We start from the raw sequence: 24,218 nt of genomic DNA, 5'->3' as shown, positions 1-24,218 counted from the left end.
CCAACTTAAACCGTTCCTCAGTGGGGCCACTTGCAGCCGTCACCCCGGGGCCAGAAAACACCGTCCTAGACAAACGCCTGGCCAACCTCCACCGCTGGCTCATCACCGACCCACGAGGCTGGGGAGAAAACCGGCCGCCCGGCAGCATCCGCTATCACGACGCAGACCTCAGCCGCCTGCGCGACCCCGCCACCGGCCGACTGCGCCCGCTCCTGCTCTGGGTCGGCCGCTTCCTTGAATTCAAGAAGGTCCCCGTCCTCCTGGAGGCCTTCCGACAGGTCCGTGAGCAGGTGCCCGTCGCGCCCGCCCTGCTGATGTGGGGCGGATACCCAGGAGAATGCGAAGGCGAGCACCCGGCGGACATCGCACACCGCCTCGGCATCGACCCCGACGTCTACTTCGTCGGCTGGCGCGGCCACGACGAACTGCCCGCCGGCCTCCACACCGCCGACCTCATGGTCGCCCCCGCCGTCAACGAGCCGTTCGGCATGGTCTACCTGGAGGCCATGGGCTGCGCCATCCCGCCGATTGCGACGGCCACCGGCGGCCCTGCCCGGACCATCACCTCGGCCGGGCACGACGCGACCGGCTGGCTTGTCCGCCCCGATGATCCGGCCTCGCTGGCAGCCGCGATCAGGCAGGCCCTCATCGACCCCCGCGAGCGCGCCCGCCGTGCAGCCAACGGCGCTCGCCACGTTCAAGACGTCTACGGCTGGGAGCCCGTCGCCGACCGCTACACGGAGCAGTACGAGCAGGTGCGCGCGGCGGCCAGAACCGGGCTGTGACAGGCGAGTACCGGCTGATGCCGCCTCAGCAGCATTTGCTCCGGCGGCCGACACGGACCCCATTCCAACGGCCAGCGTCCGTGCACATCATCACCCCCGCCTCTCGCAGGGGGAGAACGGAAAGAACACAGTGAGCACACCGAAGGGCCTTCTGTTCGACCTGCACGGCGTCCTCCAGCACTTCGACAACCACGGCGCCCGAGCGGGTGAGGAGGCCGCAGGCCTTCCCCTGGGCACCATCGACCGCGTCGCCTACCAGCACCCCGCGTACGAGGCCGCAAAGGTCGGCCTCATGACCGACGACGAGTGGGCCTGGACCATCGCCCACCATCTGGTCGAGCAGTTCGGGGAATGCGCGAGAGCAGCGATCGACCCCTGGCGCTCCGACCGCGGACGACCCGACCCGGTGATGATCGACCTCGTAAAGCAGGCCGCGCAGGTGACCGTCGTCGGAGTCCTCAGCAACTTCACTGACCGCATGCACACCGACCTCGCCCTGCACGGCATCACGGCCCACCATGCCTTCGCCTCCGCCGACCTCGGCGTGACCAAGCCCAGCCCCCTGGCATTCCGGGAGGCCACAACCCGAATGGGCATCCGCCCGCACGACCTCTACTACTTCGACAACGAGGTCACCTTCGTGACCGGAGCCCGGGCCGCCGGGCTGCGTGCCGAACTCTTCACCACACCCCAGGCCTGCGCCCGCCGCCTGGGCACCCTGGGCATCCCTGTTCAGCTCCCTGACGCAGGGGCTTAAGAAGCCGCTGAAGGTTCCAGGCAAGCCGGGCCCCGCCGCCGAGGAGCCTGCGCCGAAGAAGGCGGTCGCGGCCGCCGCCGAGACTGCGTGAGTGGGTTGTCGGCCGACCTGGGCCGGCGCGGGGGAGATCGACCGCTTGCCAGTACCCATTTCGAGGACGGCTGACCCCCGTGCTCGCGGCGCAGCTTTGCTAGCCGAGCCAGGCTGGGCCGCCTGAGCTGAAGAAGAGTATGAAGGGGGTGGCTGCGAGGAGTGTGCCGGCTGTTGTGCGGGTCCGACCGCCGGTCTTCCTGCTTGCGAGGAGGAGTAGGACGCCGGCTGGGCTGATGGCGACGAAGAATGGCAGCGGGATGAGGAGAAATGAGAGGGAGTAGATGATCTCGGTGCCGAACTGTAGCCAGCCGATGATGAGGGAGGAGCGGCGGAAGGCTTTGGGGCTGGGCATCGTCAGGGGGAGCAGGGTGACGATGAGGGCCAGACACCACATGATGATGCTGTCCCCGTTGGAGCCCCAGTTCTTGGGGAGGTCTCCTGCTGCGGCTGGTAGCCATGAGACGCCGGCCAGGGCGACGAGCGGCCACGGCCTGCGCTGCGTACGTTCTGGCAGTAAGGGATCGGTCATGTTGTACCCCCGACAGAGTTTTGAATGCGTTCAAAATAGCGTCCTCAGCTTCCTGGAGTCAGGAGAATGACGTTCCACCTGCTGCCTCGGAGGCTCCGGGAAGTGCCCGAGGGCTGGTCCGTCCAGGAGTACGGTGACTGACCCCCACAGGCACCGCGAGGGCGAGGTCTGAGCACCCGCGATCTGCTGCGCCGACGGCTGACCCCTGCCTGCGTGAGGAGGATGGCGACCCGGAGGAGCTGACCGCGCCGGCCAAGGGCTGACCCCGCCTGCAGGGGAGGAGACTGCACCATCCGCATCACCGTCCAGACCGCCCGGCTGACCCGGTCGCGGGGAGGAGGTCCGGGCGGCCGCATCCGAGGCCGGGGAGATCGGCTGCCCCCGCGGTCGCGGGGAGGACGTCCTGCTGCACCGGGGCGAGCAGCCGCAGGGTGGCTGAGCCCCGCGGGACGGTGCCCGGGAGGGTCAGGCCGGTACCCCGCCTATTCAGTCGTTGGTGAGGGTCGCCGAATCGGGCTCGACGCGCGCCTGTGCGATGCCAGGGCGGGAGGCGTGAACGATCTGTCGGGCGGTGCGGAACATCTCGGCGCCGTGGGCGCCTTCGGGAAACCGTTCGACGACGCGGTGGTGTACGTGCTGCCGGTAGGCGAGCGTGTTCAGGCCGGTGAAGACGGGCATGTCGAGCTGTTGCTGGGAGGCGAAGCACGCCAACGCCTTCTGCTTGGCGACCAGGAGCTCGGGAGTGCCGACGAAGAGCAGGTTGGGCTCGAAGTTCTGGCTGCAGGGGGAGCGGAAGCAGATCAGGTCGGAGGCCTCGCGCATCGCGACTGCGGTGACTTCCTCGCCGGAGACGGCGTGGTCGAGGTGCTGGTCGTCGGGGAAGTGGGTGTAGGCGATGTCGGGGCGTTCGACGGCGAAGGTGTCAAACAAGGCCGCCTTGATGGCGCCGCGGTGGTCGGTGAAGCGGGTGTCGGGGATGGCGGAGAACGTGTACTGGTTGATGCGGAGGATCTCCGCAGCGGCCAGGCACTCGGTGCGGCGTACCTCGCCGGCGTCTTTCCCGGGGCGCCCGGCGCTCAGGCAGTGGACGCGGACGCGGTCGCCGGCCTGGGCATGGTCGAGCATCCGCATGCCCATGGCGAGCTCGGCGTCGTCAGGGTGCGCCTTGGGCGCGGTGCGCCTGGCCGCAGTCCTGTTCCGGCAGGGCGATGTCGACGAGGCCCGTCACCATGCCGCGGTCGCGGTCGACCTGGCCTCTGTGGTGGGGTCGGCCCCTCTCGACTCCGCGACCACCGACATGCGCGCCGTAGCCGCGTGAGTGTCCAGTCCCGCCGATTGCCGTCGGCACGCGGGCGGTACCCGCTGGCTGTCAGGACGCAACCGAACTCGCCTGAGCTCGCCACCTACTGGCGCGGACCAGCGGTTCGAGGCCCCTGAAGTCCCCCGACGACCGCTACGGTGGCCGACCGGCGTGTCCCGCCCGACACTGGCTTCGTGCTCCTCCACCCCACAACCTGCGGTGAACGGGACCTGATCGCTGCGGCCCGCACCACGACCGATCCGGACGACCGCGCCGCCGCCCGGATCGTCCTCGCCCAGGGCCGGCTGTTCGCCCCCAAGCCCTGGCCCGCCACCGGCGCACCCAGGCGCGGATCGCCCGCCCACTGCTTCGCGAACGCCATGCGCGTCGCCCACCGCACCGGCGGCGCTTACGTGGAGGGCTTCGTCCTCGCGGCCGGCAGGCTGCGCCGCCACGCGTGGTGCGCGCAGGCGGACGGGGCTGTGCTCGACCCCACGTGGCCGCGGGGCGAAACGCCGCAGGCCTACCTCGGTGTGCCGATGGCCCCGTGGTTCGTGAACACCTTCCAGCAGCGAACTCTCACCAAGACCTGCTTTCCTGGCGTACTGGACGCCCGGGTGCAGGCCGAACGCGACGCCGACCGCATCTACCGTGACGGTGTTCCCGCGGCCGCACTCCTCGACCTCGGCACCCCGGTGCCCCCGGAGACCGGATCCTGGCCGGCGACCCCCTGGCGGCAGCTGTGTGCCGCGCGCGAGCACGTGCCGCGCGTTGCTGAGGCCATCGGCAGCGCTGATCGGCGCCGTGCTGCGCGCCCGGGCCGGTGTCAGTGCCCCGTGCCAGGGTGCGACCCATGATCAACAAACACCTTGAGGATGTCGACTGGTCGTCAATGGGGCATGCCTACGGTTCGGCCGACGAAGTCCCGCTGTGGCTTCAGCAGATGGCCTCGCCCGACCCCGAGGTCCGGGAGAAGGCCTTCAGCAGCTTCTACAGCGCGGCGCACCACCAGGGCGGCGTCTACCGCTGCACGACGGCGAGCCTGCCGTACCTGTTCGCGCTCGCTGACGATCCGCGGACGCCGGACCGCGCGGCCGTCCTCCGGCTGCTGCTGAGCATCGGCCGCTCGGCGCTGGACTGTGAACCCGAGGGCATCTACTACGACCCGTCCGGCGGCATGTCGACGCCCTTCGCGGAGGCGGTGCCCCTGATGCGCGAGCGCGCCGGGGACTTCGCCCGCCACGCGGCGGACCCGGATCCGCGGGTGCGGCAGGCCGCCGTCCCCGCCCTGGGGCTGTTCCTCGACGACACCGGCCGGGCGTTCGTGCTGCTGCGTGAGCGGCTGGCGGCCGAGAGCAGCACCGTGGAGCGGCTGCTGGTCGTCGAGACCGCCGCCGTGCTGGCCCGGCGGCTGCCGGAAGCACTCGCCCCGGTCACGACCTGGCTCACCGCCCTTGCCACGGACCCGGGCCTAGACGCCGACATCCGCCTCGCCGCCCTCGTCCACCGGGCCGCCTGCACACCGGAGACGGTCGACGCCGACCTCGTCCCGACCGCGATCGCCCTGCTTCAGCAGCTCACACCCGGACCCGAGCACCGGGAGGAGCCAGACGACGAGCCGGCCGCCTGCGGGCAGTGCTCCGCCTGTACCGGGGCCGCCACCGAACCTGCGCCGGAGCAGGGTGTCCCGCCGCAGCTCGCCGCAGTGTTCGCCGACCTCGACCGGCACGGCCGCATACACGCCCCGACCACCGAACTGCTGACCACCTTCCACCAAGTGCTGGACGCCCGGGTGACCGAGCGCACTGCCCTGCTCACCGCCCAGCTCGGCAGCCCGGACCGGGCCACCCGCCACGACGCCATCGGCATGGCCAAGAACCTGATCCGCTCCTGGCGCGGCGACCACACCGACCTCGTGCGCCTGCTCGCCGACTGCCTACGGCCCCACGACCCCTACACCACCGCCGAAGCCGCCGAGACCTTCGGCCAACTCCCGCCCACCCTCGCCGAACCCGCCCGCGAAGCCCTCGTCGCCCTCGTCGAATCCCACCGCGCCGCCCACGGGCCGACCGTGTGGGCCGCACCGCATCCCCTCCTGCGCCGCGCCCACCAGGAGGCGGTGACGGCACTGGCCCGCCTCGGCGATGAACGTGCCCTGCCCGACCTGCTGACGGCACTGGACACCGGCGTCGACGCCTGGCGCGCAGTGCAGGCTGCCGGCCACCTCCCACACGCCGCCGGCGAACTACTGCCCCGGCTGACCCGGCGCCTGGCCGACACGGACCTCTCGCACGACTGGTCCTGGTCGGAGGCCTGCACGCTGGTCGCCGCCCTCAGCCGGCTCGGCGACCCGGCAGCCGTGCCCGCACTCACCGCAGCCCTCACCGCCTGCATCCACCAGGACCAGCGACGCGGCGCAGCCGCGGCCCTCCACGCGCTGACCCGCTTCGGCACCGCCGCCGCCTACGCTCTGGAGAGCGTTCGCCCGCTCGCCGACGCCGAGGACCTGGACCTGCGCCTCGCCGCGGTCGAAGCCCTGTGGGCCCTCGAACGCGACCCCACAGATGCCATGCCGCGCCTGACCGACCTGCTCGACACCCACAAGCACCGGGACGCGGCCGACATCCTCGGCCGGATCGGAGCGCCCGCGGCCGCGGCACTGCCCCACCTGCGGCAGATGCTCCAAGCCGAGTACGAGTGGACCCGGGTGCACGCCGCCGCCGCGATCCACGACATCGCCGGCCCCACCGAGGCGAACACCCTCGTACCGGTATTGCTGGAGGCCTGGGAGAAGAACGACTCGACCACCAATCACGTCCTGGAATGCCTGCAGCGGATGGGCCCCGCCGCCGCGCCCGCACTGCCCCGGATCCACGCAGAACTCGTCCTGGCCCGCCGCAGCGGCGGCTTCTTCGGGAGCGTCGAGGACGACGAGGCACTGCAGCACACCGCCCGGGCCGTCATCGACCAGCTGGCCTGAGGCGGGACCGGATGTCCGCCGGCCGGCAGGGTTCGGTGCAGGGGCGCGCGCGGAAGCACGGGCAGGCCGATCGCGGCCGGGGAATGCCGCCTGTCCTGATGACCTCTCCTGGGCTCGGCCTCGATCGCCTCGTCGCCCGGTCGGTACCGCAGGTCGGACTCCTCGATGACCGCGACGAAGCGGCGCCCGCCCTCGAAGACGACACCGGAACGGGCCAGGCGGGCTTCGACAGTGTCCGCCACGTCGTCCCGGGGTCCGGCGGACATCGGCGACCGTGCGCAGCAGGGCGGTGGCGTCGTCCCTGATTTGCAGGGCGCCAGGGACGACGCGGGAGGAGTAGGCGCGGAAGTGGCGGGTGCGGGTGTACAGCGGAACCCGGGCCTGCTGGGCGTGGCGTAGCTCTGTGCGGAGAGACGCCGCCACTCGATGCCGAACGCGCCCCGGACCCGGCCACCGCCGACTTCCTTCACGACGCCTTCGAACCCACAGCCCGCGCCATCGCCGGCCTGGGAAGGCCCTGACCGGTGTCGGCCTGCTGGAGGAAGCTCGAGCCCTCGACCTGCGCTGGCCTCAGGACTACTCGGCCGGATCTGGACCACGGTCTTCCAGGCACGGGAACTGGCCGAGCACGAGACGATCGGAGTTCCGGCATGAGGTCGGGATGAAGATGCCGGCGCGGATCAGGCCGACAGCCGGGACCGTGACGAAGCTCATGGCGACGTACGGGGTGCGGGCGATGCGTTCCAGGTCGTCGGCGCGGTTGGCGCAGCCGGCCTGGCCGGTGCCGGTGAGGACGAACAATAGCGTCGGGAACTGCGGGTAGCGGCGTCCCCAGAGCGGATCGCCGCCGTCCTGGGCCTGGGTGGTGCTGTGCCGGACGCCGGGCGGCAGGGGCGCGGTGGCCCAGTAGCGGGCGTAGGCGTTCAGCTTGGCGGCCAGCCGTGTGCCGCCCGTGGTGCCGCGGTCGACCTCGACGAACGCCTGGCGGGTGGAGCGGCGCTCGCCGGCGGTGCGCCCGTAGTGGAGCAGACCGTCCGGGCGCACCGTGCCCTCGCGGCCTTCGGCGAAGCGGTGGGTGATCTCCGGGATCAGGTCGAACGGCCCATAGGCGTCACCTCGATTGTGGGCGTCGGCGAGGAACACCAGGTGGGGCCGGAGGACGGCGAGCTGGTGGTACAGGGTGAACTTGAAGGCCTCCTTGTCGCCGGGCAGTTTGGGCGCGGGGATGTCCGCCAGCTCGGGGAACACCCCGGCGATCCGGCAGCCGTGCTCGGTCAGGAACCAGCCCTTCGCCCGCCCGGACTGCGGCAGCACCAGCTCCTCGGCCAGACCCTGCTCGCGCAGCCTGCGCAGCCGGGCGCCGGTGATCGCGCGCCAGCGGGCCTGGGGCGGACCCGACGAGCTTGACCGTCATGGCGAGGGCCGCGGCGGGGCTGCCGGCGTCGCGGGTGACCTTGGTGCGGAGCTTGACCGTGGAGAACGTGGACTCGATCGGGTTCGTGGTCCGTCCGCCGTGTTGTTCCAGGTCAAGCTGCCCCTTGAGGTGTCGTTGACCGACTCGATCAGCTGGGTCGTCCTCTACCAGGCGATGTCGAGCGCTGCGACGACGCGGGCCGCGCTCCCTGTGGTGGCCCGCGCCCGCGGGGCCACCACCGATCGGCTCAGCCCAGTTTCCAGCCGTCTCGTTGGCTGTCGGCTTCCTCGGTGCTCTGCAGGGAGTCAAGGGTTCCGAGGTATCGGCCGAGGTCGGCCAGTGGTGCGCTGTTGCCGGGTGGTGAGGGCGGTACGGCGAGTGGCTCGCGCTGGCCATCGGGCAGATAGGCGGTTCGAAGCGGCCCGGTGAGTGTCTCCCCTGGGATCTCGATGCCGGCGTACCGGGCGAGGGCCTGCAGGGACGCCCCCGTCGTGGAGGACTCATGTGGGTTGTGCAGTCCGGCGCGGACGGCGTCGTAGAGGTCATGAGGTCCGCTGCCCCGGGGCGGATGGTGCTGGCCGGGCTCGAAGCACTCGAGTTGCCGACCGTTCTCCAGGCGTTCGACCACGGTCATACCGACTGCGTAGAACAGGTGCACGACCTCGCTGTGCTCGCACAGCCGGGCCAGTACACCAGGCTTCAGCCCCTCCGCCTCACGGTCCTCGAAGCAGAAGGTCCACCCCCCGAGCTGCCCCACCCTCAACAGCGCGCCGCCGGCCGCCATCGGATAGAGCCTTCCCGCCTCGGCGGCCGAGAGCACCCGCATCCGCTCCGGATCCGCACCGTAGGCAGCGACCACCTCCCCCACCGACAGGCCCCGCACCAGGTTCAGACAGAAGACGGGAACCAGATTGCTCTCCGCCCATTCCCACCACATCGGCTCACGATCGGCCACAGGGTTCCTCCTCAAAGAAGGGCCGCGCCCCGGGAGCGCTCCCGGGCCGCAGCCGTTAGGGGATCAGGACGTGACGCTCACAACGAACTTCTCCGAGTCCAGGACTCGGTCGGTCTGTACGAAGCTGCCGTATTTTCCGCCCGCAGCCGAGTTCTCGGTAAGGGGGACATGGCTGCGGACGCAGGGCTCGTACCGGGTGACGTCGGGCCTGCCCTGCACCGTGTAGAACTTCCACTGCCCGTTCTCGAGCTGCGGGACGATGTCCGCACACCCGGTGTGGCCGCCCTGGTAGGTCCCGGCGAAGGGGTACTCATCGCAGGAGTCGTTAGTGACGGCGGCCAGGCGGTTGAACGTCCCGTCCTCGCAGGTCCTGCGGCGGTTGGCCTTCGCGAGATCCTCACCCTGCATGCGCTGCAGCGGATTGTCCGTGGCGCCCCAGTGCTCGGTCATGTTCTGGATCGCCCAGGCATAGGTGGCCGCGGCCGCGGCAGCGCCGTACTGGCTCAGCGGCAATACGAGGTTGGCCCGCACATCCGGGTAGACGCACCCGGGATACTGCCCGACTGCGTTGTCACAGCGGATCAATCGGCTGTTGGACCAGTCGGCGTTCGGCTGGGTCGGCTGCGCGCCGGCCATGGTGACGAACATGTGGTACGCGGTTTTGATCTTGCTGTCGAGGCTTCCCGCCGGCAGGCTCTCGGAGTAGGTGACCGAGCCGGAGGCCTGCTGGCCGATCCCGAGCGATCGCTGGCCCGCCCACGGGGTGGGAGTCGTGGCCGTGCACTGCGAGTCGCAGCTCACGTCGAATCCGACATCGAGCCGGGTGACATCACCGGTCGCCGACTCCAGTCCGACCGTCACCAGCTCGTTCCAGGTCGTCGAAGTGGCGTTGAGCGTCATGCTGGTGGTCACCACCAGCGCACCTGTACCGACAACGGCGCCCTTGTCGTCCCAATGCGTGAAGGTGGTCCTCGCCTCCCTCAAGCAGGAGGAGAACCGCTGGTACCACCAGGAACCCGCCCCCGCCAGACTGCAGACTCCCTCACCGCCAGCGGCGGCGGCCTTCGAAACTGCCTTCTCAGCCCCCTGCACGATCGGAGCGGACTCCATGGCCAGACAGGACCTGTCCTGCGGGCCCGTCTTCGAGGAGTCCACGGGAGGGCAGCCCTCCGCCGAAGCGTTCAACGGGGCGGACACCACGGTCGCCTCAGTGCCGATCGTCGCGGCACTGAGCGTGCCGACCAGGCTCCCGCGCGGTGACGCCGGGGCGGAGGCGGCCAAGGACGGCGAGGCCAGCGACACCTGCCCGCCGGCGATCAAGAACGGACAATGCCCCGGCAGCCACCGATCTCATCCACCGGCTTGTCTGTATAGCCATCACTGAATTCCGTATCCCTTCGTACCCTGGAAACAGCGCCGAAGTCGTTCACGGCGCCGACTGGGCTAACACACCGAACTGACTGGCCGTCATGATCGGACGTAAGCACACAGCAGTACGGTCACCGGCCTCGTTCGAGTTCAATCGACCACGCATTACCGGCCGTTTGCCGCCTGAGGGGTCACCAGGTAGGGCAGGCCAGACAGGGCAGTTCGACCGGGCCGCCTGGGTAGGGTGCCCGGACGGCGGCTGTAGCGTGACCACGGCCTCGTCGCACTGTGCTGCCCACGGCGCGCCGCAGCCGACTGAGACCCCCGCTGCTGGCCGGGCGTCGACCGGGCCTTGGCCGACGCCCTGGGCGACGGGCAGCGGTCTCGCCGGCCCGTCGGCGACCGTTCCGGATGCCCTGATGCGAGAGGTCAGGTGTTGACCGGCGGCGTCGAACTCGTGCAGCACGGCGTACCACCGCCGCAGCACCCGGCCGTCACCGTTTCCGGCCTGCGACTACACCACTGAGGTGGGCGAAGAACTGGCCTCCGTCCCACTGACCGATGGTGGACGTCCGGTAGTGCGGCTCATGCCGAATGGGAACCAGGGCAGGCCCAGTCATGGCCGCACCCTACGTGCGGACCACGACCGAACGGTCACCTTCCTGACGGCCATCGAAGCGGCGCCCGGGAACCCGCGGTGAGGCCAAATCAGTCCGCTCGGCGGAGACACCCACAACGTCGTCGCGAAGATAGCCGGGCACAGCAGCGACCGGGGAGCGCTGTAACCCCCGGTCTCGCTGGGCTGGCGTTCTGCCGAGCGCGGGCCGAGCTGCTTCTGCTTTGAGGCACTGGCCGAGTATCGTTCGGGAACGATCGGGGGGTGACGGTGCGTAACGCGGGTTTGGTGCATCAGGTGCGGATGCTGCGGGCGGGGGTGGGGGACCCGGCTCTGATGGTGGCGCAGTTCCGGCTGTCCGCGGTGCTGGTGCCGCGGTGGGGGGACGAGGGGGTGTGGACGGCCGATGAGGGCGGTCTGCGGTGGATCTTCGCGTTCACGTCGGAGGAGGAGCTGGCGGCGTTCGCGCGGGCGAAGGACGTGCCGGTGGAGGGGTTGCCGTATCTGACGGTGCTGGGTGCGCGGTTGCTGGATGTGGCCGTTGTGGGGCTGGGGGTTGCGGGCGGGGTGGCGTTGGACGTGGCGGGGGCGGAGCCGATGCTGTTCCCGCCGATGCGGGGGATCGTGCCGGACGAGGTGGCTCTGGACGGGCCGATGACGACGACGGGGGGGTTGTGACATGGCGGGTTCGGGGTTCGGGGTTGATCCGCAGGCGTTGAAGCTGGCGGAGGAGGGCATCAACTCGGCGATCGCCGAGTTGCAGGGGCTGGGGATCGCGGGTCTGGCGGAGTCGGGGCGGGGGTTCTCGGAGCTGGAGCTGACCGGCATGGAGGCCGGCCACCCGGACCTGCAGGCGGTGTTCACCGACTTCTGCGAGCGCTGGTCGTGGGGAGTGCGGTCGCTGGTGCAGGAGGGCACCGACATCGCCGTGAAGCTCGGCCTGTCGGCGGGTTATTACCACGAGCAGGAGAAGTACGGCAGCGGCCTGCTGAAGGACGTGGTCGCCGCGGGCATCGGCAACCCGCACCAGACCGAGGAGCAGATCGAGGGCAAGTCCTGGGACGCGGTCCTGGGTGACAACCCGTACACCCAGCTGACCAACCCCGACTTCTCGCAGGAGTCCGCGGACAAGGCCTTCGACAACATCGGGAAGACGTGGAAGGACGTCGGGAAGGAGAAGCTGGAGGGGCCGTTCGGGATCTACAAGTCGATCGCCGAGGCCGCGGCGGGTGACCACTGATGGGCCTGCACTTCAGCATCACCGACCTGGTCGACGCGACCGATGCCGTCGTCGACTCGGCCCAGAAGGCCGGCGGGAAGGTCGTTCAGAAGGGCTCCCACCTGGTGGGCGGTGCCCTGGACGAGGCCGGGCTGCACGGTGCGGCCCAGAAGGTCAACGGGTGGGGCGACGACGTCGCCGACAGCACCGGGCTGAAGGTCGGCGAGCGCGGGCTCGACCAGAGCGACGATCCGAAGGAACTGGTCCACGGGGACGCGAAGAAGCTGGGCGAGGTCGCCGGGCACCTGAAGAAGTTCCACGACGCGTTCGAGAAGACCGGCACCGGCCTGGCCAGGCTGGACCACGAGCACTGGACCGGGGCCGCGGCGGAGGCGTTCCAGAAGGCGTTCGACCCGCAGCCCAAGCAGTGGCTGACCGCCGCGGACGCCTGCGGCAAGGCCGCCGCCGCGCTGGAGGCGTACGCGCACACCGTCACCTGGGCGCAGGGCGAGGCCGCGGAGGCGGCCAGACTGTGGAAGGAGGCGAAGAAGAAGGCCGACGCGGCCGCGAAGGCGTGGCGCGAGGACGCCATGACCTACAACCTGAGGGTCAAGGCCTACAACTCCACGCCCGCCGACCACCGCCCGGCCGCCCCGCCGACCGATCCGGGGGAGTTCAAGAACCCGGCCGAGGCTGACTTCGGGCACGCCGAGGAGAAGCTGGACGCGGCCCGCACCCAGCGGGACTCCGCCGCACGCACCGCCGCCGGCGCGATCGGCGCGGCGGTGGCGTCGGCGCCGGCCATGCCGAGCAAGATGCAGATCCTCAAGGCCGACGTCAAGGACGGCCTGATGGCCGCGCCCGTGGCGTACGAGCATTTCTACGGCGGGCTCATCAAGAGCGGCACCGACATGGCCAAGCTCGGCCGCTCCCTGAACCCGATGGACCCGTACAACCTGTCCCACCCGGCCCAGTACCTCGACGGCCTCTCCACCACCACCGCCGGCCTGATCAAGGCCGGCGACCACCCCGTCGACCTCCTCAAGGGCCTGGTCGGCAGCGGCTGGGGCAACGACCCCTCCGAGGCGAGCGGCAAACTCGTCGGCAACTTCCTCATCGGCGCGGGCACCGGAGGCGGCGGCACCGCCGCCACCCTCGCCGAACGCGAAGCCGCCGCCGTCGCCGAGAACGCCGCCAAGAAGGCCGCCCAGGAAGCGACCGAGAAGGCCGCCAAGGACGCCGCGGAGAAGACGGCCAAGGAAGCCGCCTCTGCAGCGGCCCCACCGCAGGTCGTGAAAGCACTCAAAGGCTTTCTGCCGGACGGCTACGATCCTGCGGCGGCGGCCTTGCGGGACAGCCAGTTGGTGGAGGTGCGGGCCGCCGAGCGCAACCTCACCGGGGCGGCCCGGCACTTCTTCGACGACATCGATGCCAAGGAGTTCGGGGCGAAGACCTGGAACGACGTCGCGGAGAGGCTCCCGGCCGAGCAGAAGGACGCGGTCGCGAAGTACACGTGGGGCTCCGACGGCGAGATCAACGGAGCCCTGCGCGGCACCGGCCCGTCAACGCCCGAGGCCAATCGCCTGATTCCCCAGCTCGACAAGGCTCTTGAGGCCCAGAGGGTACCCGAGGACGTCATCGTCGGCCGCGGGACCGACCTGGGGCACCTCGGCTTCGAAAACCCGATGGACCTGAGAGGCCACAGGTTCACCGAGGACGGCTTCATGTCGACCGCGATCGGTGAGCTGCCCAGCAGCTTCGCAGGCAAGCAAGGCGTCCTACACCTCGTGGTACCGGAGGGCACGCCCGGCCTGTGGGTGGAGAAAGTCGGCCGGGCCGGTAACTCAGAGCGCGAGCTGCTTCTGGGCCGGGGCCTGACGTGGCAGGTGGACCGCGTCATCCAGGTCGGCAGTCAATATCATGTCTTCGGCAGGGTCCTGGGATGACCCGTAACGGAATCGAGCAGCCGGTGAGCGACCCCAACACCAACCCACGTCTCATCGCGGACCTGCAGTTCAAGCTGGTCAGCTCATTGCCCCGGTACAACCGGACCACGGACAAACCCGTCGAGTTCTACGTCACGTTCTACGCGGACGAGTATCCGACCGGTCTGATCTGGTTCTGCGACGAGGACGACGCGGCCGGCTACGAGTGGTGGCAGCAGCTGCCCAACGAGAACGCCGCCATCTTCTGGAACGAGAAGCTACTGCTTGCCAAGACCCGCGGCCTCACACCGTCCGAGGCCGTGCGCGAGTTGCTGTCCGAGCCCGGCACCCGGCTGTCGGGCCGCATCCTGCCCGATACGCGGGCGACGGCCCCCAGCCTCAGCTGGCTCGCCGAACTTGCAGCCCACGGCATGCCGGTCGGAGATCCGGCCAAACCACGCGGCTGGCGCCCCGACCCGCCACTCAGCGCCGAGCAGGCCGAGGCCGCCCGCGCGGCAGGCGGATGGCTCTACCAGGTCGACGAGGGCCACGACCCCGCCGGACGCGTCCCCCCGCACGCCGTCGCCGGAGCCTGGCAGACCGACACCAACGGCCGTGTCCTGCGGTTCTGGCACAACCCCGCCTACCAGCAGGCCCCACCGCCCGGCCCGCAGGAGAACGACGCCACTGCGGTGCCGCCGCTGGGGGCAGGCCGGCGACCAGCCGGGCGGGCTCTGCTCGACTGGCTGACCGACCCGACGGCGCCACGCACGTGCCACGTCACCGGCTCCTCCGGCAGCGGCCGCACCCACCTGCTCGGCTGGCTCACCGCCGCCTGCCCACCCGACAACCCGCGCACCGCCCGCCGCGTGCACGCCGTGCTGTCCGCCGACGGCCAGACAGTGCGCAGCGCGACCTGGCTGCTGGCCGCGCGGCTCGGTGTGGTGGCGGGCACGCCCGAGGAACTGGTGGAGGCCCTGCAGGACGGCATACCCCGAACCCTGGTGGTCACCGACCTGGACCTGGCCGGCGGTGGTCTGCTGGCGGATGCGCCCGAGCGGATCGCCGCCGACCTGCTGGCTCCGCTGGCGCGGATCCCGTGGCTGCGGCTGGTGGTGGAGTGTGCGTCCGGCTCTGCCGCCGCGGCCGCTCTGCGTGCCGCCGATCCCCGGGCCGCCGTCCTGGACCTGGACGATCCGCGCTGGACCGACCGTGCCCGCTTCACCAGTTGGTGCGCAGGATTGGGCGGGGCACCCCTGGACGCCGACCGGGTGTACCCGAGCCCCGGCCTCGCCCACCTGGCCGTCCGCACCCCGGCAGGCCAGAACACCGAGCTCGCCGAAGCCTGGTGGCACGAGCTGCCCGACGGCGAACGGTCGGCCGTCAAGGCCCTGGCCGACGCCGGACGCCCCGTCACCCTCGCGACCTGGGCAGCCCTGCCCGGAGCCGGCGACGCCGACACGGTCCACCGCGCGGCCGCCCGCCTGCTCCCCCCGCCCGCGGGCGAAGCACACGCCCTGTGGCGGGTGGCACCGCGGCAGCTCGCCGATCACCTCGCCGCCGTCCGCCCGCCGGCCGACCACGCCGCCCTGGCACGGGCCACCGCCGCAGCCGTCCCCCTGCTCGACGACGGCCGGCCCGACCTCGCCCAGGCCGACCCCGCCGTCCTGGGCATCCTGCTGCGGCACACGGTGCTCGCCGGCTTCGCCGACCAGCTCCTGACCAATCCGGCCGTCCTGGTCCACACCGACCCGGCCGCCGTCACCGCCGCCTTCGACCACACCCGCGCCCAGGCGACCGCCGAAGGCCACACACGTACCACGTTCGCCGAAGCATGGGAGCTGGCCGGCCCGGCCTGCGCCACCGCCGACACCCCGGCGGACCGCGCGGCCGTCCTGCACGCCCACCTCGCCGGCCGCCACCAGCAGGCCGCCGACACGCTCGCGACCATCTCAGGCCAGCGGTGGCGGGCCCGCTGGTCGCACCGGCCCACCCACGGGCGCATCCGGAACCTCGTACACGGGCACGGCCCCTACCGCGGCCACCTCGCCTACAGCGAGCACCTCCCCGTCGCCACCAGCGCGTTCCTGCACTTCATCGACCCGCAGACCGGCACACCCAGCCCCGGACTCGATCCGCAGCGGCTCCCCGCAAGCCACCAGGCCGCCCTGCTGATCGCGGACAACGGCACCCCGGTCCTACTCGGCCAAGACGGTGCGGTGACTGCCTTCCCACCGGCCGGAACGTCCGGCAGCCGCGTGGCCGACCTCCTCGACGGCATCACCCGCCGCACGAGCGACGCCCTCACCGCCGCAGCCGTGGCTGAGGGCGCCGACGGCTACGTCCTCGCCATCGGCGAGGACAACGGCGACACCAGCTACATCCGCACCGAAGGCGGCCTCCTCTCCGGCAAGCAACCCCACCGCGGCCCGGTCACCACCGTCGCACTCACCCCCACCACGGCGGACGGCCTCCTCCAGATCAGCGGCGGCATTGACGGAACCGTCTGGTACTGGCACCACCACGGCGGCGAACCCACATGCATCGACGCCCGCCCTCACACCGTCACCGCCGTGACCGCCGCCGACACGTCGAAGGGCCTGCTCACCGCCGCTGCCTGGTCCGACGGCCTGGTCCGGCTCCGCCTGCACAGTCCCACCATCGAGAGCGTTGACCTACGCCTCGGCAGCCCCGCCCACAGCCTTGCCGCCACCCCGGACGGCCAGGTCTACGTGGGTCTGCCCGACGCTGTCATAGCGGTACTGACTTCGGTTCCTTTGGCCGATGGACTAGCTGTTCGCTGACAGGCAGTCGCCTGACCCGGTAGCTCGTCTGTCATGTGACGGATGGGGCGGGCTGACGACGAATCTGGAGATAAGGAACAGACGAGGGCTGCCCGGGTGCCAAGGCGGTGGCCAGTTCAGCAGGTGTTCGGGCGTGGAAGCCCAGCCTGGCCGCGAGCGTCCACGTCGCGCTGTCGACGGTCGGGCCGGCCAGCGACAAAGTGGAGGCGGGGCGCTACCCGAGCGGCGCAGCCGGTTTGGTGCAGGCCGTCGCCAGCCAGGTCAACAGGTGGGTCTTGCCGATCGCGGCCGGGCCGGCTACCAGACACACGCGGGACGGCCCCTGGCCCGCAAGGGAGGCATCCAGCGTTCGATCTCTACCACGAAGCCTCTCCTGCCGTTCCCCACCCAATGGACTCGATCCCACGAACCGTGAGATGGGGCCGACTCCAGCGGGCACCAGGCCGCCACCGGATGCCTGGTCCCAGCGCAGATCCGTGGCTGGCTGGCAACGAGCACTACACCCCGCTTCCGGTCAGGCAGCCGCCGCCTCAGCCTCGCCGATGCGCTCGTGCAGCGTGGCCACGAACTTGGGGTACCGGCCAGCCCTACGAGCTTCGTCGAAGGCTGGATGCTCGCCAACCTTCTTCCATGCTGTGGTGTGAGGTCTCGGGACTTTGTTGACAGCTTGGCCTCGGGACATCGTTGACGGTCTCAGGTGATGGGCGACAGCGCGTCAGAGCTTCGGTGCGTGGATCTTGGCTCTGAAGCGGGTGACCGGGTGCTGGTTCTTGCGGGGGTGGACTACGAGGTCGGCGTCGTTGAGGGTGACGCGGAAGTAGGTGTCTTCGACGTGGACGGTGACGAGCTCGCCGGCGTAGGTGCGGCCGACGCGGAGCCGCTGGCGGGCGACCATGATGACGCCGTCGGCGGGGACCTTGCGCTCGACGCGTATCGCGCCGGCGGCGGGCGCGGGCAGTTCGCCGGAGGCGACCTTGGCTCCGCGTAGTCCGGTGCGTTGTTCGGCGTCGATTGGGGCGGGCAGGGTCTTGGCCAGCACGCCATCGTGGATCACGTGCATGAGCTGCCCGTCGAGTCGCAGGGTGACGCGGCGGTTGGCCAGCTCGTAGCCGATCTTCACGCGTTCCCTGCCGAGCAGGGCTTTGCCGTACTGGTTGACGTTCCGGTCGACCTCGATGACCGTGCCGTGGTCCACCTGGCCCGGCCGGACGACGGAGGCCGCGGGTGGCGGTCCGGCTTTGACCGCGCCGCGCATCGCGAGTTCCCGCAGGTCGTCCGGGCTCAGGCGCGAGGCAGCGGTCTTGACGAGCTGGCCGTCGAGACTGATGTGAATGGTGAGCCCGTCGGCCCAGACGTGGACCCGGCGTCCGGCGTGGTCCTTGCCGAAGCGGACGCGCTGGACCCGCGGCAGGACGCCGACGTGTCCGCTGGGGTGACGACGGTCTCGAACTCCAGGGCCGGTGCGGACGTCGGCATCAGCAGCGCGGACGGCCGCGGCTCGGCGACGAGCTCGGGCTCTGTGTCGGGTGTCCGCACGGGGACGACGGTCGTGGGCTCGGGCGGAGGGTTGGGCCGGAACCGGCTGGCCGGGGTGGCCATGTCCAGTGCCTGGTGCGGCCGCGCGGTGTTGTAGGTGTGGACCCAGGCGTCGACCGCTGCCTGGGCTGCGGGCAGGTCCGTGAACGGGCCGGCGACGTCCAGCAGCTCTCGCCGCAAGGTCTGGTGCCAGCGCTCGATTTTCCCGGTGGTCGTGGGTGAGTAGGGCTTGATCAGCTTGGCGGTGATGCCGTTCTCCCGGCAGACGCGCTCGAACAGCACCTCGGCCGGGCGGGGCTTGGTGAAGCGGCCGGTGAACTGCTTGCCGTTGTCGGTCAGCACCTCGGCCGGCACGCCGTGGACCCGCATAGCCCGGACGAACGCGTCCGCGACGGCCCGCCCCGACGGCACCGCGAGGACCGTGGAGACGACGACGAACCGGGAGTGGTCGTCGATCCCGGTGAGCATCTTGCACTCGCGGCCGTCAGCCAGGTAGATCCGCCGACCAGGTCCATCTGCCACAGGTGCATCGGAGTCTCGCGCTGCCAGCGCCGGTACTTGCGCCGGTGCTGCCGCTTCTGGTGCCGGATCAGGCCGCTGCGATCCAGTACCCGGTGCACGGTTGCTCGCGAGGGCGCCGGGGTCGTGCCGGTCCGCGCGATCTCGTAGGCGATCCGGCGGGCTCCCCAGCGCGGGTTGGCCCGGCGCATCTCGCAGACGAGCGCCTCGGTCTCGGCCGGGAGCCGGTTCGGGCTCGTGCGCGGCCGCCGGGACTTCTCCTTGAGCCCGTCCAGGCCGCCGGCTTCGTGCTTGGCCTTCCACGTGTAGACCGTCTGGCGGGAGACCCCGTAGCGCACGGCCACCTCGCTGACCGGCGAGCCGTCGAGCACCTCAAGAACCGCCCGGTACCGCTGCTCGACCAGCCAGCCCGGACCCTGCCCAGCAACGTCGTCCCCCTCAGCCACAGCGACCAATGGTCAAGGGCTCACGCGGCACCGTCAAGGATGTACCGAGACAACTGTCAATGAACTGCTGAGACTCTCATGCGCCTATGTCTTGAGGCCACACACCACACGAGCCACGGTAAACAGGCACGGGCCGTGATCTCTCCTATCGGTGACTCCCTGGGATGAAGGCATTTCGGGCAAACCACCCATAGTGACCGCCGGTCTGCAGTCGCTGACGGATCGAGGACAGCCTGACAGGACGAATCGACATCTAGGGAGATAGGTTTGTGGCAAGATATCAGAATGATCGATCCATCGAACATCGACCTACAGGAATTTTTGGCCCTCTGGTATGGGCCGCCGAACAGACTGCCAAGTCCACTGCCTCGTGAATGCGACTGGCTTCCGGAGCCTCTCAGGGAATGGCACGGCATTATTTCCTGCTGGACTCCATCGCCGCAATCCGTCAAGCGTATGACCCCTCCTGCGGAAATCAAAGAATCCGAAGGGAAAGCGGTCTTCATGAAGGATCCATCGGGTGATTGGCTCTGGGCGTTTGACGTTGCAAACAAGAGCACCATCTTCGACGCCGAACTCCATGGGGAGTGGAGCGAAACCTCGGAACACTTTCCAGAGTTCCTCATTCATAATGCTTTGAATGAAACGGTCTACGGGGCAAGCGCGTGGCGCGAGTGCACTAACGTGCACAGCGAGCTTTTGCCAGAAATTCTTTCGCCCATGACTGCGGTATCATTGGGCGAATGGCGATGGCCAACTCCGGGCGGACGAATCTTTATGAGCGATGAGCTTCTGGCGGAGGTGTCACCGGCGATGCGCTCGAGCAAGGGTGCGGAATCATGGGAGGTGCGAGTGGCTTCCAGTGATTCTAGGCATCTGAGCTACCTGGATTCACTGGAATCCGTTAAATGGATGGGTCCGCGCTAGCCCTTGGAAAGCAGGGCGGGCTCCCAGAAAGTGTTTCTGGAGCCCGCCCTGCTTTAACTTCTAATTGCGGCCATAAAAGACTTCTGTGTTAATAACTCCACTTTTTCGCCATGTGACTGTCAATGTCGAATTGGCAGGCAGCATGGCTTCTAGGCTGCCTCTGCAGGTTGGGCACACGTAATCGCCGGAAATAAACAGCTCGGCATGTTGTATATTCCCCTCCCTCATGATTGCAGCCGACTGCGCCTCTAGATGATGGTAGTTGACCTTATTGGCGCCGGGTGGCCATGCATAACTATCTCGACCCCCGATGACATTATTTCCGCCACTGGAAAGTGGCAACGGCTTGTCTCCGCCTTCAAGGTACAGCGCCCCGGTCATTCCCCCGGGATAGTCGAACTTCTCGGCTGCTTTATCTGCCATGCCAAGTCCTCGCTCGGCGCAAATGGCATTGTGTACCAGTATTGGCGAATTGCCTGCAATCACATAGTACGTGTGGAGGCCTGCGACGGTCAGGTTCTGGGCGGTTTGGGGCTGGGTGGCGTAGGTGTGGGTGGCGATGACAACAGCTGTACTACTGTCATCGGTGGCGAGTTCGTGGCCGGGTTCGATATTTTCGGCGTCGGTCCACCGGTGGGTGGTGGAGTCCCAGTACGGGTGGTTGGAGGTTGAGACCAAAGATGTTGCGGCGGATGAGGTTCCGATCTTGCTGGTGGTGGCGATCGTCAGTTCGGTGAATCGCGTGTCATCCGGAGTGACGATCTTGGCCGTTACCGGATTTCCCGAAGTCTCGCCGGTCTGCGGGTCGGCCGCGGCAACGAAGTCGCCCGGCTGAATTTCGCCGATGGGCTTACCGCTCCCGTCGGCCATAAGGACGAGGGTATCGGCGGGAAAGCTGTTCCGACAATTGAGCGACTGCGCCTCGAGTGCCGCCCTGAGAGGGACAGTCGCCATTTTGGTACCGCTGGCGGCAGATGCAAGAGATGTCAGGAAATTGACGCAAGCACCTGCGGCTTTATTCTTGGCGCAGTCTGAGCCCGCCTTGACATCCACCCCCAAGAGTTCCGCGGTAACCTGCAGCGCCCCCATTGCGGCATACTTGAAGCTGGGCTTGGGGGCCTTTATGTTCTTGTTGATCTGGGCGATGATCCATTGGTGCGACACGCTGTAGCGGTCGTCCTTGATGGTTTCGTAGTTACGGTATTGCGCTGCCCATGGAACGTACTCTGCGGTTGTTTCTTGGGCGTTGCTCATGGTGATGGTTCCGCCCGAGCCACAGTCGTACAGCGTTCCGCATTCCTCGGATTTGAGGCCGCTGGGGTCGCTGAAGTTGACGGGGTCGTTCTCGCTGTACGCGTAGCCGTTCCACTGCTGCGGATTGCTGGTGTCGAGAACGGGGTCGGGGCTGATGAACCGGCCGGCGCCGGGGTCGTACTGACGTGCTCCGAGGTTGGTGAGGCCGGTGGTGTCGTCCTTGCTGCCGCCGACGAACCCCTTGGTGCCGGCCCAGGCGGAACCAGTCGGCTGGTTACCGCGAGGGTTGCCGAACGGGTCGGAGGCTCGCCGGGTGACGGTCTGGTCCGCGTCGGTGTTGATCTGGACGCCGTTGGTCCGGTGCGGGTCGGCGGTCTGGATGAGCACGGTGCCACCGCCGATCGGGGCGGTGACGCGAGTGTAGGTAAGGCCGCCGGGTGCACTGAAGGAGCGCACGTTACTCATCGAGCCGCTGTTGGTGTCGAGGGTGAGCTCGTCACTGGGCAGGTTGAGGGTGGTCTTGCCGGGGTTGCGGCGGATCAGCGGGTTGCCGTCCGCGTCGTAGAGGTAGGTGGTGGCGCCTGCCTGGCCGGTCCTGGCGAGCGAGTTGAGCTTGCCCTCGCCGTTCCAGGTCAGGCTGGTGGTGCCGCCGGTGTCGGTGATGGCGGTGGTGTTGCCTGCGGCGTCGTACTGGTAGCCGAGGGCCTTGGTGCCCGCAGGTCCACGGCTGGTGGAGCTGAGCAGGGCGTGGGGTCCGCCGGTTCCGCCGCCGGTGTTGGGTGCGGTGGTGGGGGTGTTGCGGCTCTTGGCGGCTCCGAAGGTCTGAGTGGTGGTGGTGTCGTTGAGGCTGTTGCCGGTGATGTCGTGCTGGACGAGGCCGGTGCGGTTGCCGGTCACGTTGTAGCTGTAGGTGTTCCAGTAGGGCGCCGGGCCGCCGATGGTTCGTCCGCCGGGGCTGACGGTGGCCGGGCCGCTGGTGTTCGTGCAGCCGCCGATGCCGGGAACGGTGGTGGAGCTTCCGGTGCCGTGGACGATGCCGGAGGAGTCGGTCCAGTCGGCGGTGGTGAAGGTGCCGCCGGTGTCTGTCCAGGCGTTGGTCAGCCGGCCCAGGTGGTCATAGGTGAAGCACTGGGTGTCGGTTGCGGAGGCGTCCTGGATGTCGGTGGCCGAGGTGATCCGGCCGGACGGTGTGTAGGTGTAGGTGGTCTGGTCGGTGGAGACGGTTCCGATCTGGCGGTCGAGGAAGGAGTTGATGATCCTTCCGGTGGCCCAGTCGTACTGCTGGGTGGAGACGACCTGGGTGCCGTAGTCGCCGACCGTTGTTCGTACGGGTCGTGCGAGGGCGTCGTAGTCGACCTGGGCGACGATGGCCTGGTCGAGGCTGGCGGATGCGTAGAGCAGGCCGGTGATGGTGTTGGCGTAGGTGATTGATTCGGCCGGGAGCCCGCCCGCCGCGGTGATGTCGGTCTCGGTCAGTGCGCCAAGGACCGGGCTGTAGGTGTTGGTGGTGGTGTAGGTGCCGGCGAGTGCCCCTTCCGCGGGCGGGATGGTGATGGAGGTGCCGAGCGGCCGGTAGGCGGTGTCGTATCCGGTGACGGCCTTGGTGTACCCCGCGCCACTGGCGCCGCCGACATAGCGGGTGGAGGAGGTGGGCTGGCCCTTCGCGAGGGTGTCGTAGGTCCACCCGGCGAGCTGGTTCGCCGGCGCCGCGTTGCCGCTGAACGTGGCGGTCTTACGACCGAGCAGGTCGTAGCTGTACGCGAGCGTGTTACCCGTGGCGTCGACGGTGTGGTCGATGCGCGAGTTGACGTCGTAGAACGTCTGGGTCGTGCCGGTGTCCGGATCGGACGCGGAAACCTGCCGTCCGCGGAGGTCGTAGGTGGAACTCCAGGTGTTGCCGCTGCTGTCCGTGTGGGTAGCAGGCAGATCAACCGGCGTATAGGTGTAGGTGGTGACGTCAGCGTCGGAGCTGTTGCCTGTTGCGGTCGGCGTGCGGTACTGCCAGAGCGCGGTAGCGCGTCCTCGTGCGTCCGTCACGGCCGAGGCTGGCGTGCCGCCGCTGGGAGGGGTGGTATCGGTCCGATCGGCGCCCGGATAGGCGGTGGTGTTCGCCCACTGGAGGTTGCCGTAGGAGCGGAACTCCGCCCGCACTACGCGCCCATTGCCGTCGTAGGTGTTCCAGGTCTGGCCCGGTATCTGGCCGTCGCCCTGGGGAACGAAGATCGACTCGCTGGGGAATGAGCTCTTCTCGTAATAGGGAGAGGAGGTCTTGATCGCCCAGCCGTGCGTGTCGTAGATCGTGTCGCTGATCAGGCGTCCGGCGGGCTTCGCGGCGCTGGTGCGCTGGGACTGACGGGGGCGCCCCAGGCCGTCGAAGAGGTCGATGTTAACGGTGTAGGTGGCCGCGTCATCATTGAGCGACTCGGTTTTGACACTGGACGGTCCTGCGCTGCCCCGCAGGGTGTAGGTGAACTGTCGGCTCGGGAGCTTGTTGGTGGGCCGGTCCGGCGTCCAGACAGCGGTGAGCCGGCCGAGTGCGTCGTACTGTCCGGTGATCACGCGGCCGTTGGGATCGGTACTGGTCAGTGCGGACCCGCGGGCCGGATCCAGAGTGGTTGTTGTGGTCCAGCCCGCTCCCATGGGTCCTGTGCTCTGCACCTGGGTCGGGAGGGCACCGGAGGCCGGGGTGAGTACGGTGCTGGTCACCGCGGGAGTGACCGAGGGGCCGGTGAGTTGCCCGCCCGTGCTGTTGTAGGTGGAGCCGTCGGTGGTCGCCGTTGTGAGGCTGCTG

General features: G+C 69.2%; 14 protein-coding genes and 3 pseudogenes. 10 read left to right on the top strand and 7 right to left on the bottom strand.

Annotated features, from left to right (window positions below; all coding sequences use genetic code 11):
• The first annotated feature begins 20 nt into the window (after positions 1-20).
• Entirely contained in the window at positions 21-785 is a 765-nt protein-coding gene (locus ACFC1F_RS29140; protein WP_376162693.1) for a glycosyltransferase family 4 protein, read from the top strand.
• A gap of 130 nt (positions 786-915) precedes the next feature.
• Complete coding sequence (locus tag ACFC1F_RS29135; protein WP_376162691.1) at positions 916-1,542, top strand: HAD family hydrolase; 627 nt, start codon at positions 916-918, stop codon at positions 1,540-1,542.
• 190 nt (positions 1,543-1,732) lie between these two features.
• Here the strand turns inward: ACFC1F_RS29135 and ACFC1F_RS29130 are convergent, their stop codons facing one another.
• Together ACFC1F_RS29130 and ACFC1F_RS29125 are read right to left on the bottom strand one after the other, a co-directional pair.
• Positions 1,733-2,164, bottom strand: a complete 432-nt coding sequence (locus ACFC1F_RS29130; RefSeq protein WP_376162690.1) for a hypothetical protein — start codon at positions 2,162-2,164, stop codon at positions 1,733-1,735.
• Between the two features lie 486 nt (positions 2,165-2,650).
• Positions 2,651-3,316 (bottom strand): annotated as a pseudogene (locus ACFC1F_RS29125) (PIG-L deacetylase family protein); the annotation flags it as partial.
• 342 nt (positions 3,317-3,658) lie between these two features.
• Here ACFC1F_RS29125 and ACFC1F_RS29120 point away from each other — a divergent pair.
• Complete coding sequence (locus tag ACFC1F_RS29120) at positions 3,659-4,321, top strand: hypothetical protein (RefSeq protein WP_376162688.1); 663 nt, start codon at positions 3,659-3,661, stop codon at positions 4,319-4,321.
• Positions 4,318-6,444, top strand: a complete 2,127-nt coding sequence (locus ACFC1F_RS29115; protein WP_376162686.1) for a HEAT repeat domain-containing protein — start codon at positions 4,318-4,320, stop codon at positions 6,442-6,444. The genes ACFC1F_RS29120 and ACFC1F_RS29115 overlap by 4 nt, the downstream gene beginning before the upstream one ends.
• Before the next feature lie 576 nt (positions 6,445-7,020).
• Here the strand turns inward: ACFC1F_RS29115 and ACFC1F_RS29110 are convergent.
• From ACFC1F_RS29110 to ACFC1F_RS29100, 3 genes and pseudogenes are all read right to left on the bottom strand, one after another.
• Positions 7,021-7,951 (bottom strand): annotated as a pseudogene (locus ACFC1F_RS29110) (replication-relaxation family protein); the annotation flags it as partial.
• 154 nt (positions 7,952-8,105) lie between these two features.
• Positions 8,106-8,813 (bottom strand): DUF6461 domain-containing protein, encoded by a 708-nt coding sequence (locus ACFC1F_RS29105; protein ID WP_376162684.1) that lies wholly within the window; start codon positions 8,811-8,813, stop codon positions 8,106-8,108.
• A gap of 63 nt (positions 8,814-8,876) precedes the next feature.
• Positions 8,877-9,725: a hypothetical protein gene (locus tag ACFC1F_RS29100; protein ID WP_376162682.1), complete on the bottom strand. Its 849-nt coding sequence runs from the start codon at positions 9,723-9,725 to the stop codon at positions 8,877-8,879.
• A 196-nt stretch (positions 9,726-9,921) separates the two neighbouring features.
• On the opposite strand from ACFC1F_RS29100, the gene ACFC1F_RS29095 reads away from it, so the two are divergent.
• From ACFC1F_RS29095 to ACFC1F_RS29075, 5 genes are all read left to right on the top strand, one after another.
• The gene (locus tag ACFC1F_RS29095; protein WP_376162680.1) at positions 9,922-10,197 is read left to right on the top strand and encodes a hypothetical protein; all 276 of its coding nucleotides are present in this window, start codon (positions 9,922-9,924) and stop codon (positions 10,195-10,197) included.
• Between the two features lie 864 nt (positions 10,198-11,061).
• Complete coding sequence (locus ACFC1F_RS29090; RefSeq protein ID WP_376162678.1) at positions 11,062-11,475, top strand: hypothetical protein; 414 nt, start codon at positions 11,062-11,064, stop codon at positions 11,473-11,475.
• Position 11,476: 1 nt separating this feature from the next.
• Positions 11,477-12,037, top strand: coding sequence for a hypothetical protein (locus ACFC1F_RS29085; protein ID WP_376162676.1), 561 nt, complete (start codon positions 11,477-11,479; stop codon positions 12,035-12,037).
• Complete coding sequence (locus tag ACFC1F_RS29080; protein WP_376162674.1) at positions 12,037-13,962, top strand: putative T7SS-secreted protein; 1,926 nt, start codon at positions 12,037-12,039, stop codon at positions 13,960-13,962. The genes ACFC1F_RS29085 and ACFC1F_RS29080 overlap by 1 nt, the downstream gene beginning before the upstream one ends.
• Complete coding sequence (locus ACFC1F_RS29075) at positions 13,959-16,745, top strand: hypothetical protein (RefSeq protein WP_376162673.1); 2,787 nt, start codon at positions 13,959-13,961, stop codon at positions 16,743-16,745. Before ACFC1F_RS29080 ends, ACFC1F_RS29075 begins: the two co-directional genes overlap by 4 nt.
• A 715-nt stretch (positions 16,746-17,460) precedes the next feature.
• Here ACFC1F_RS29075 and ACFC1F_RS29070 read toward each other — a convergent pair.
• Positions 17,461-19,246 (bottom strand): annotated as a pseudogene (locus ACFC1F_RS29070) (IS481 family transposase).
• A 285-nt stretch (positions 19,247-19,531) separates the two neighbouring features.
• Here ACFC1F_RS29070 and ACFC1F_RS29065 point away from each other — a divergent pair.
• Positions 19,532-20,173 carry a hypothetical protein gene (locus ACFC1F_RS29065; protein ID WP_376162671.1) on the top strand — a complete coding sequence of 214 codons (642 nt, stop codon included), beginning with the start codon at positions 19,532-19,534 and terminating at the stop codon, positions 20,171-20,173.
• A gap of 60 nt (positions 20,174-20,233) precedes the next feature.
• Here ACFC1F_RS29065 and ACFC1F_RS29060 read toward each other — a convergent pair whose 3' ends face one another.
• Complete coding sequence (locus tag ACFC1F_RS29060; RefSeq protein ID WP_376162669.1) at positions 20,234-24,133, bottom strand: RHS repeat-associated core domain-containing protein; 3,900 nt, start codon at positions 24,131-24,133, stop codon at positions 20,234-20,236.
• Positions 24,134-24,218 lie beyond the last annotated feature (85 nt).

The sequence above is a fragment of the Kitasatospora sp. NPDC056181 genome, from assembly GCF_042266225.1.
In the GTDB taxonomy this organism is placed as follows: Bacteria; Actinomycetota; Actinomycetes; order Streptomycetales; family Streptomycetaceae; genus Kitasatospora.
Note: the sequence above shows the minus strand (reverse complement) of the source record. Positions and strands in the feature narration are given on the sequence as shown.

Excerpts from the sequence above, each read along its gene's own strand:
- ACFC1F_RS29080 (WP_376162674.1), top strand. The coding sequence starts at position 12,037 with ATGGGCCTGCACTTCAGCATCACCGACCTGGTCGACGCGACCGATGCC.
- ACFC1F_RS29115 (WP_376162686.1), top strand. The coding sequence starts at position 4,318 with ATGATCAACAAACACCTTGAGGATGTCGACTGGTCGTCAATGGGGCAT.
- ACFC1F_RS29085 (WP_376162676.1), top strand. The coding sequence starts at position 11,477 with ATGGCGGGTTCGGGGTTCGGGGTTGATCCGCAGGCGTTGAAGCTGGCG.
- ACFC1F_RS29075 (WP_376162673.1), top strand. The coding sequence starts at position 13,959 with ATGACCCGTAACGGAATCGAGCAGCCGGTGAGCGACCCCAACACCAAC.
- ACFC1F_RS29130 (WP_376162690.1), bottom strand. The coding sequence starts at position 2,164 with ATGACCGATCCCTTACTGCCAGAACGTACGCAGCGCAGGCCGTGGCCG.
- ACFC1F_RS29065 (WP_376162671.1), top strand. The coding sequence starts at position 19,532 with ATGATCGATCCATCGAACATCGACCTACAGGAATTTTTGGCCCTCTGG.
- ACFC1F_RS29095 (WP_376162680.1), top strand. The coding sequence starts at position 9,922 with ATGGCCAGACAGGACCTGTCCTGCGGGCCCGTCTTCGAGGAGTCCACG.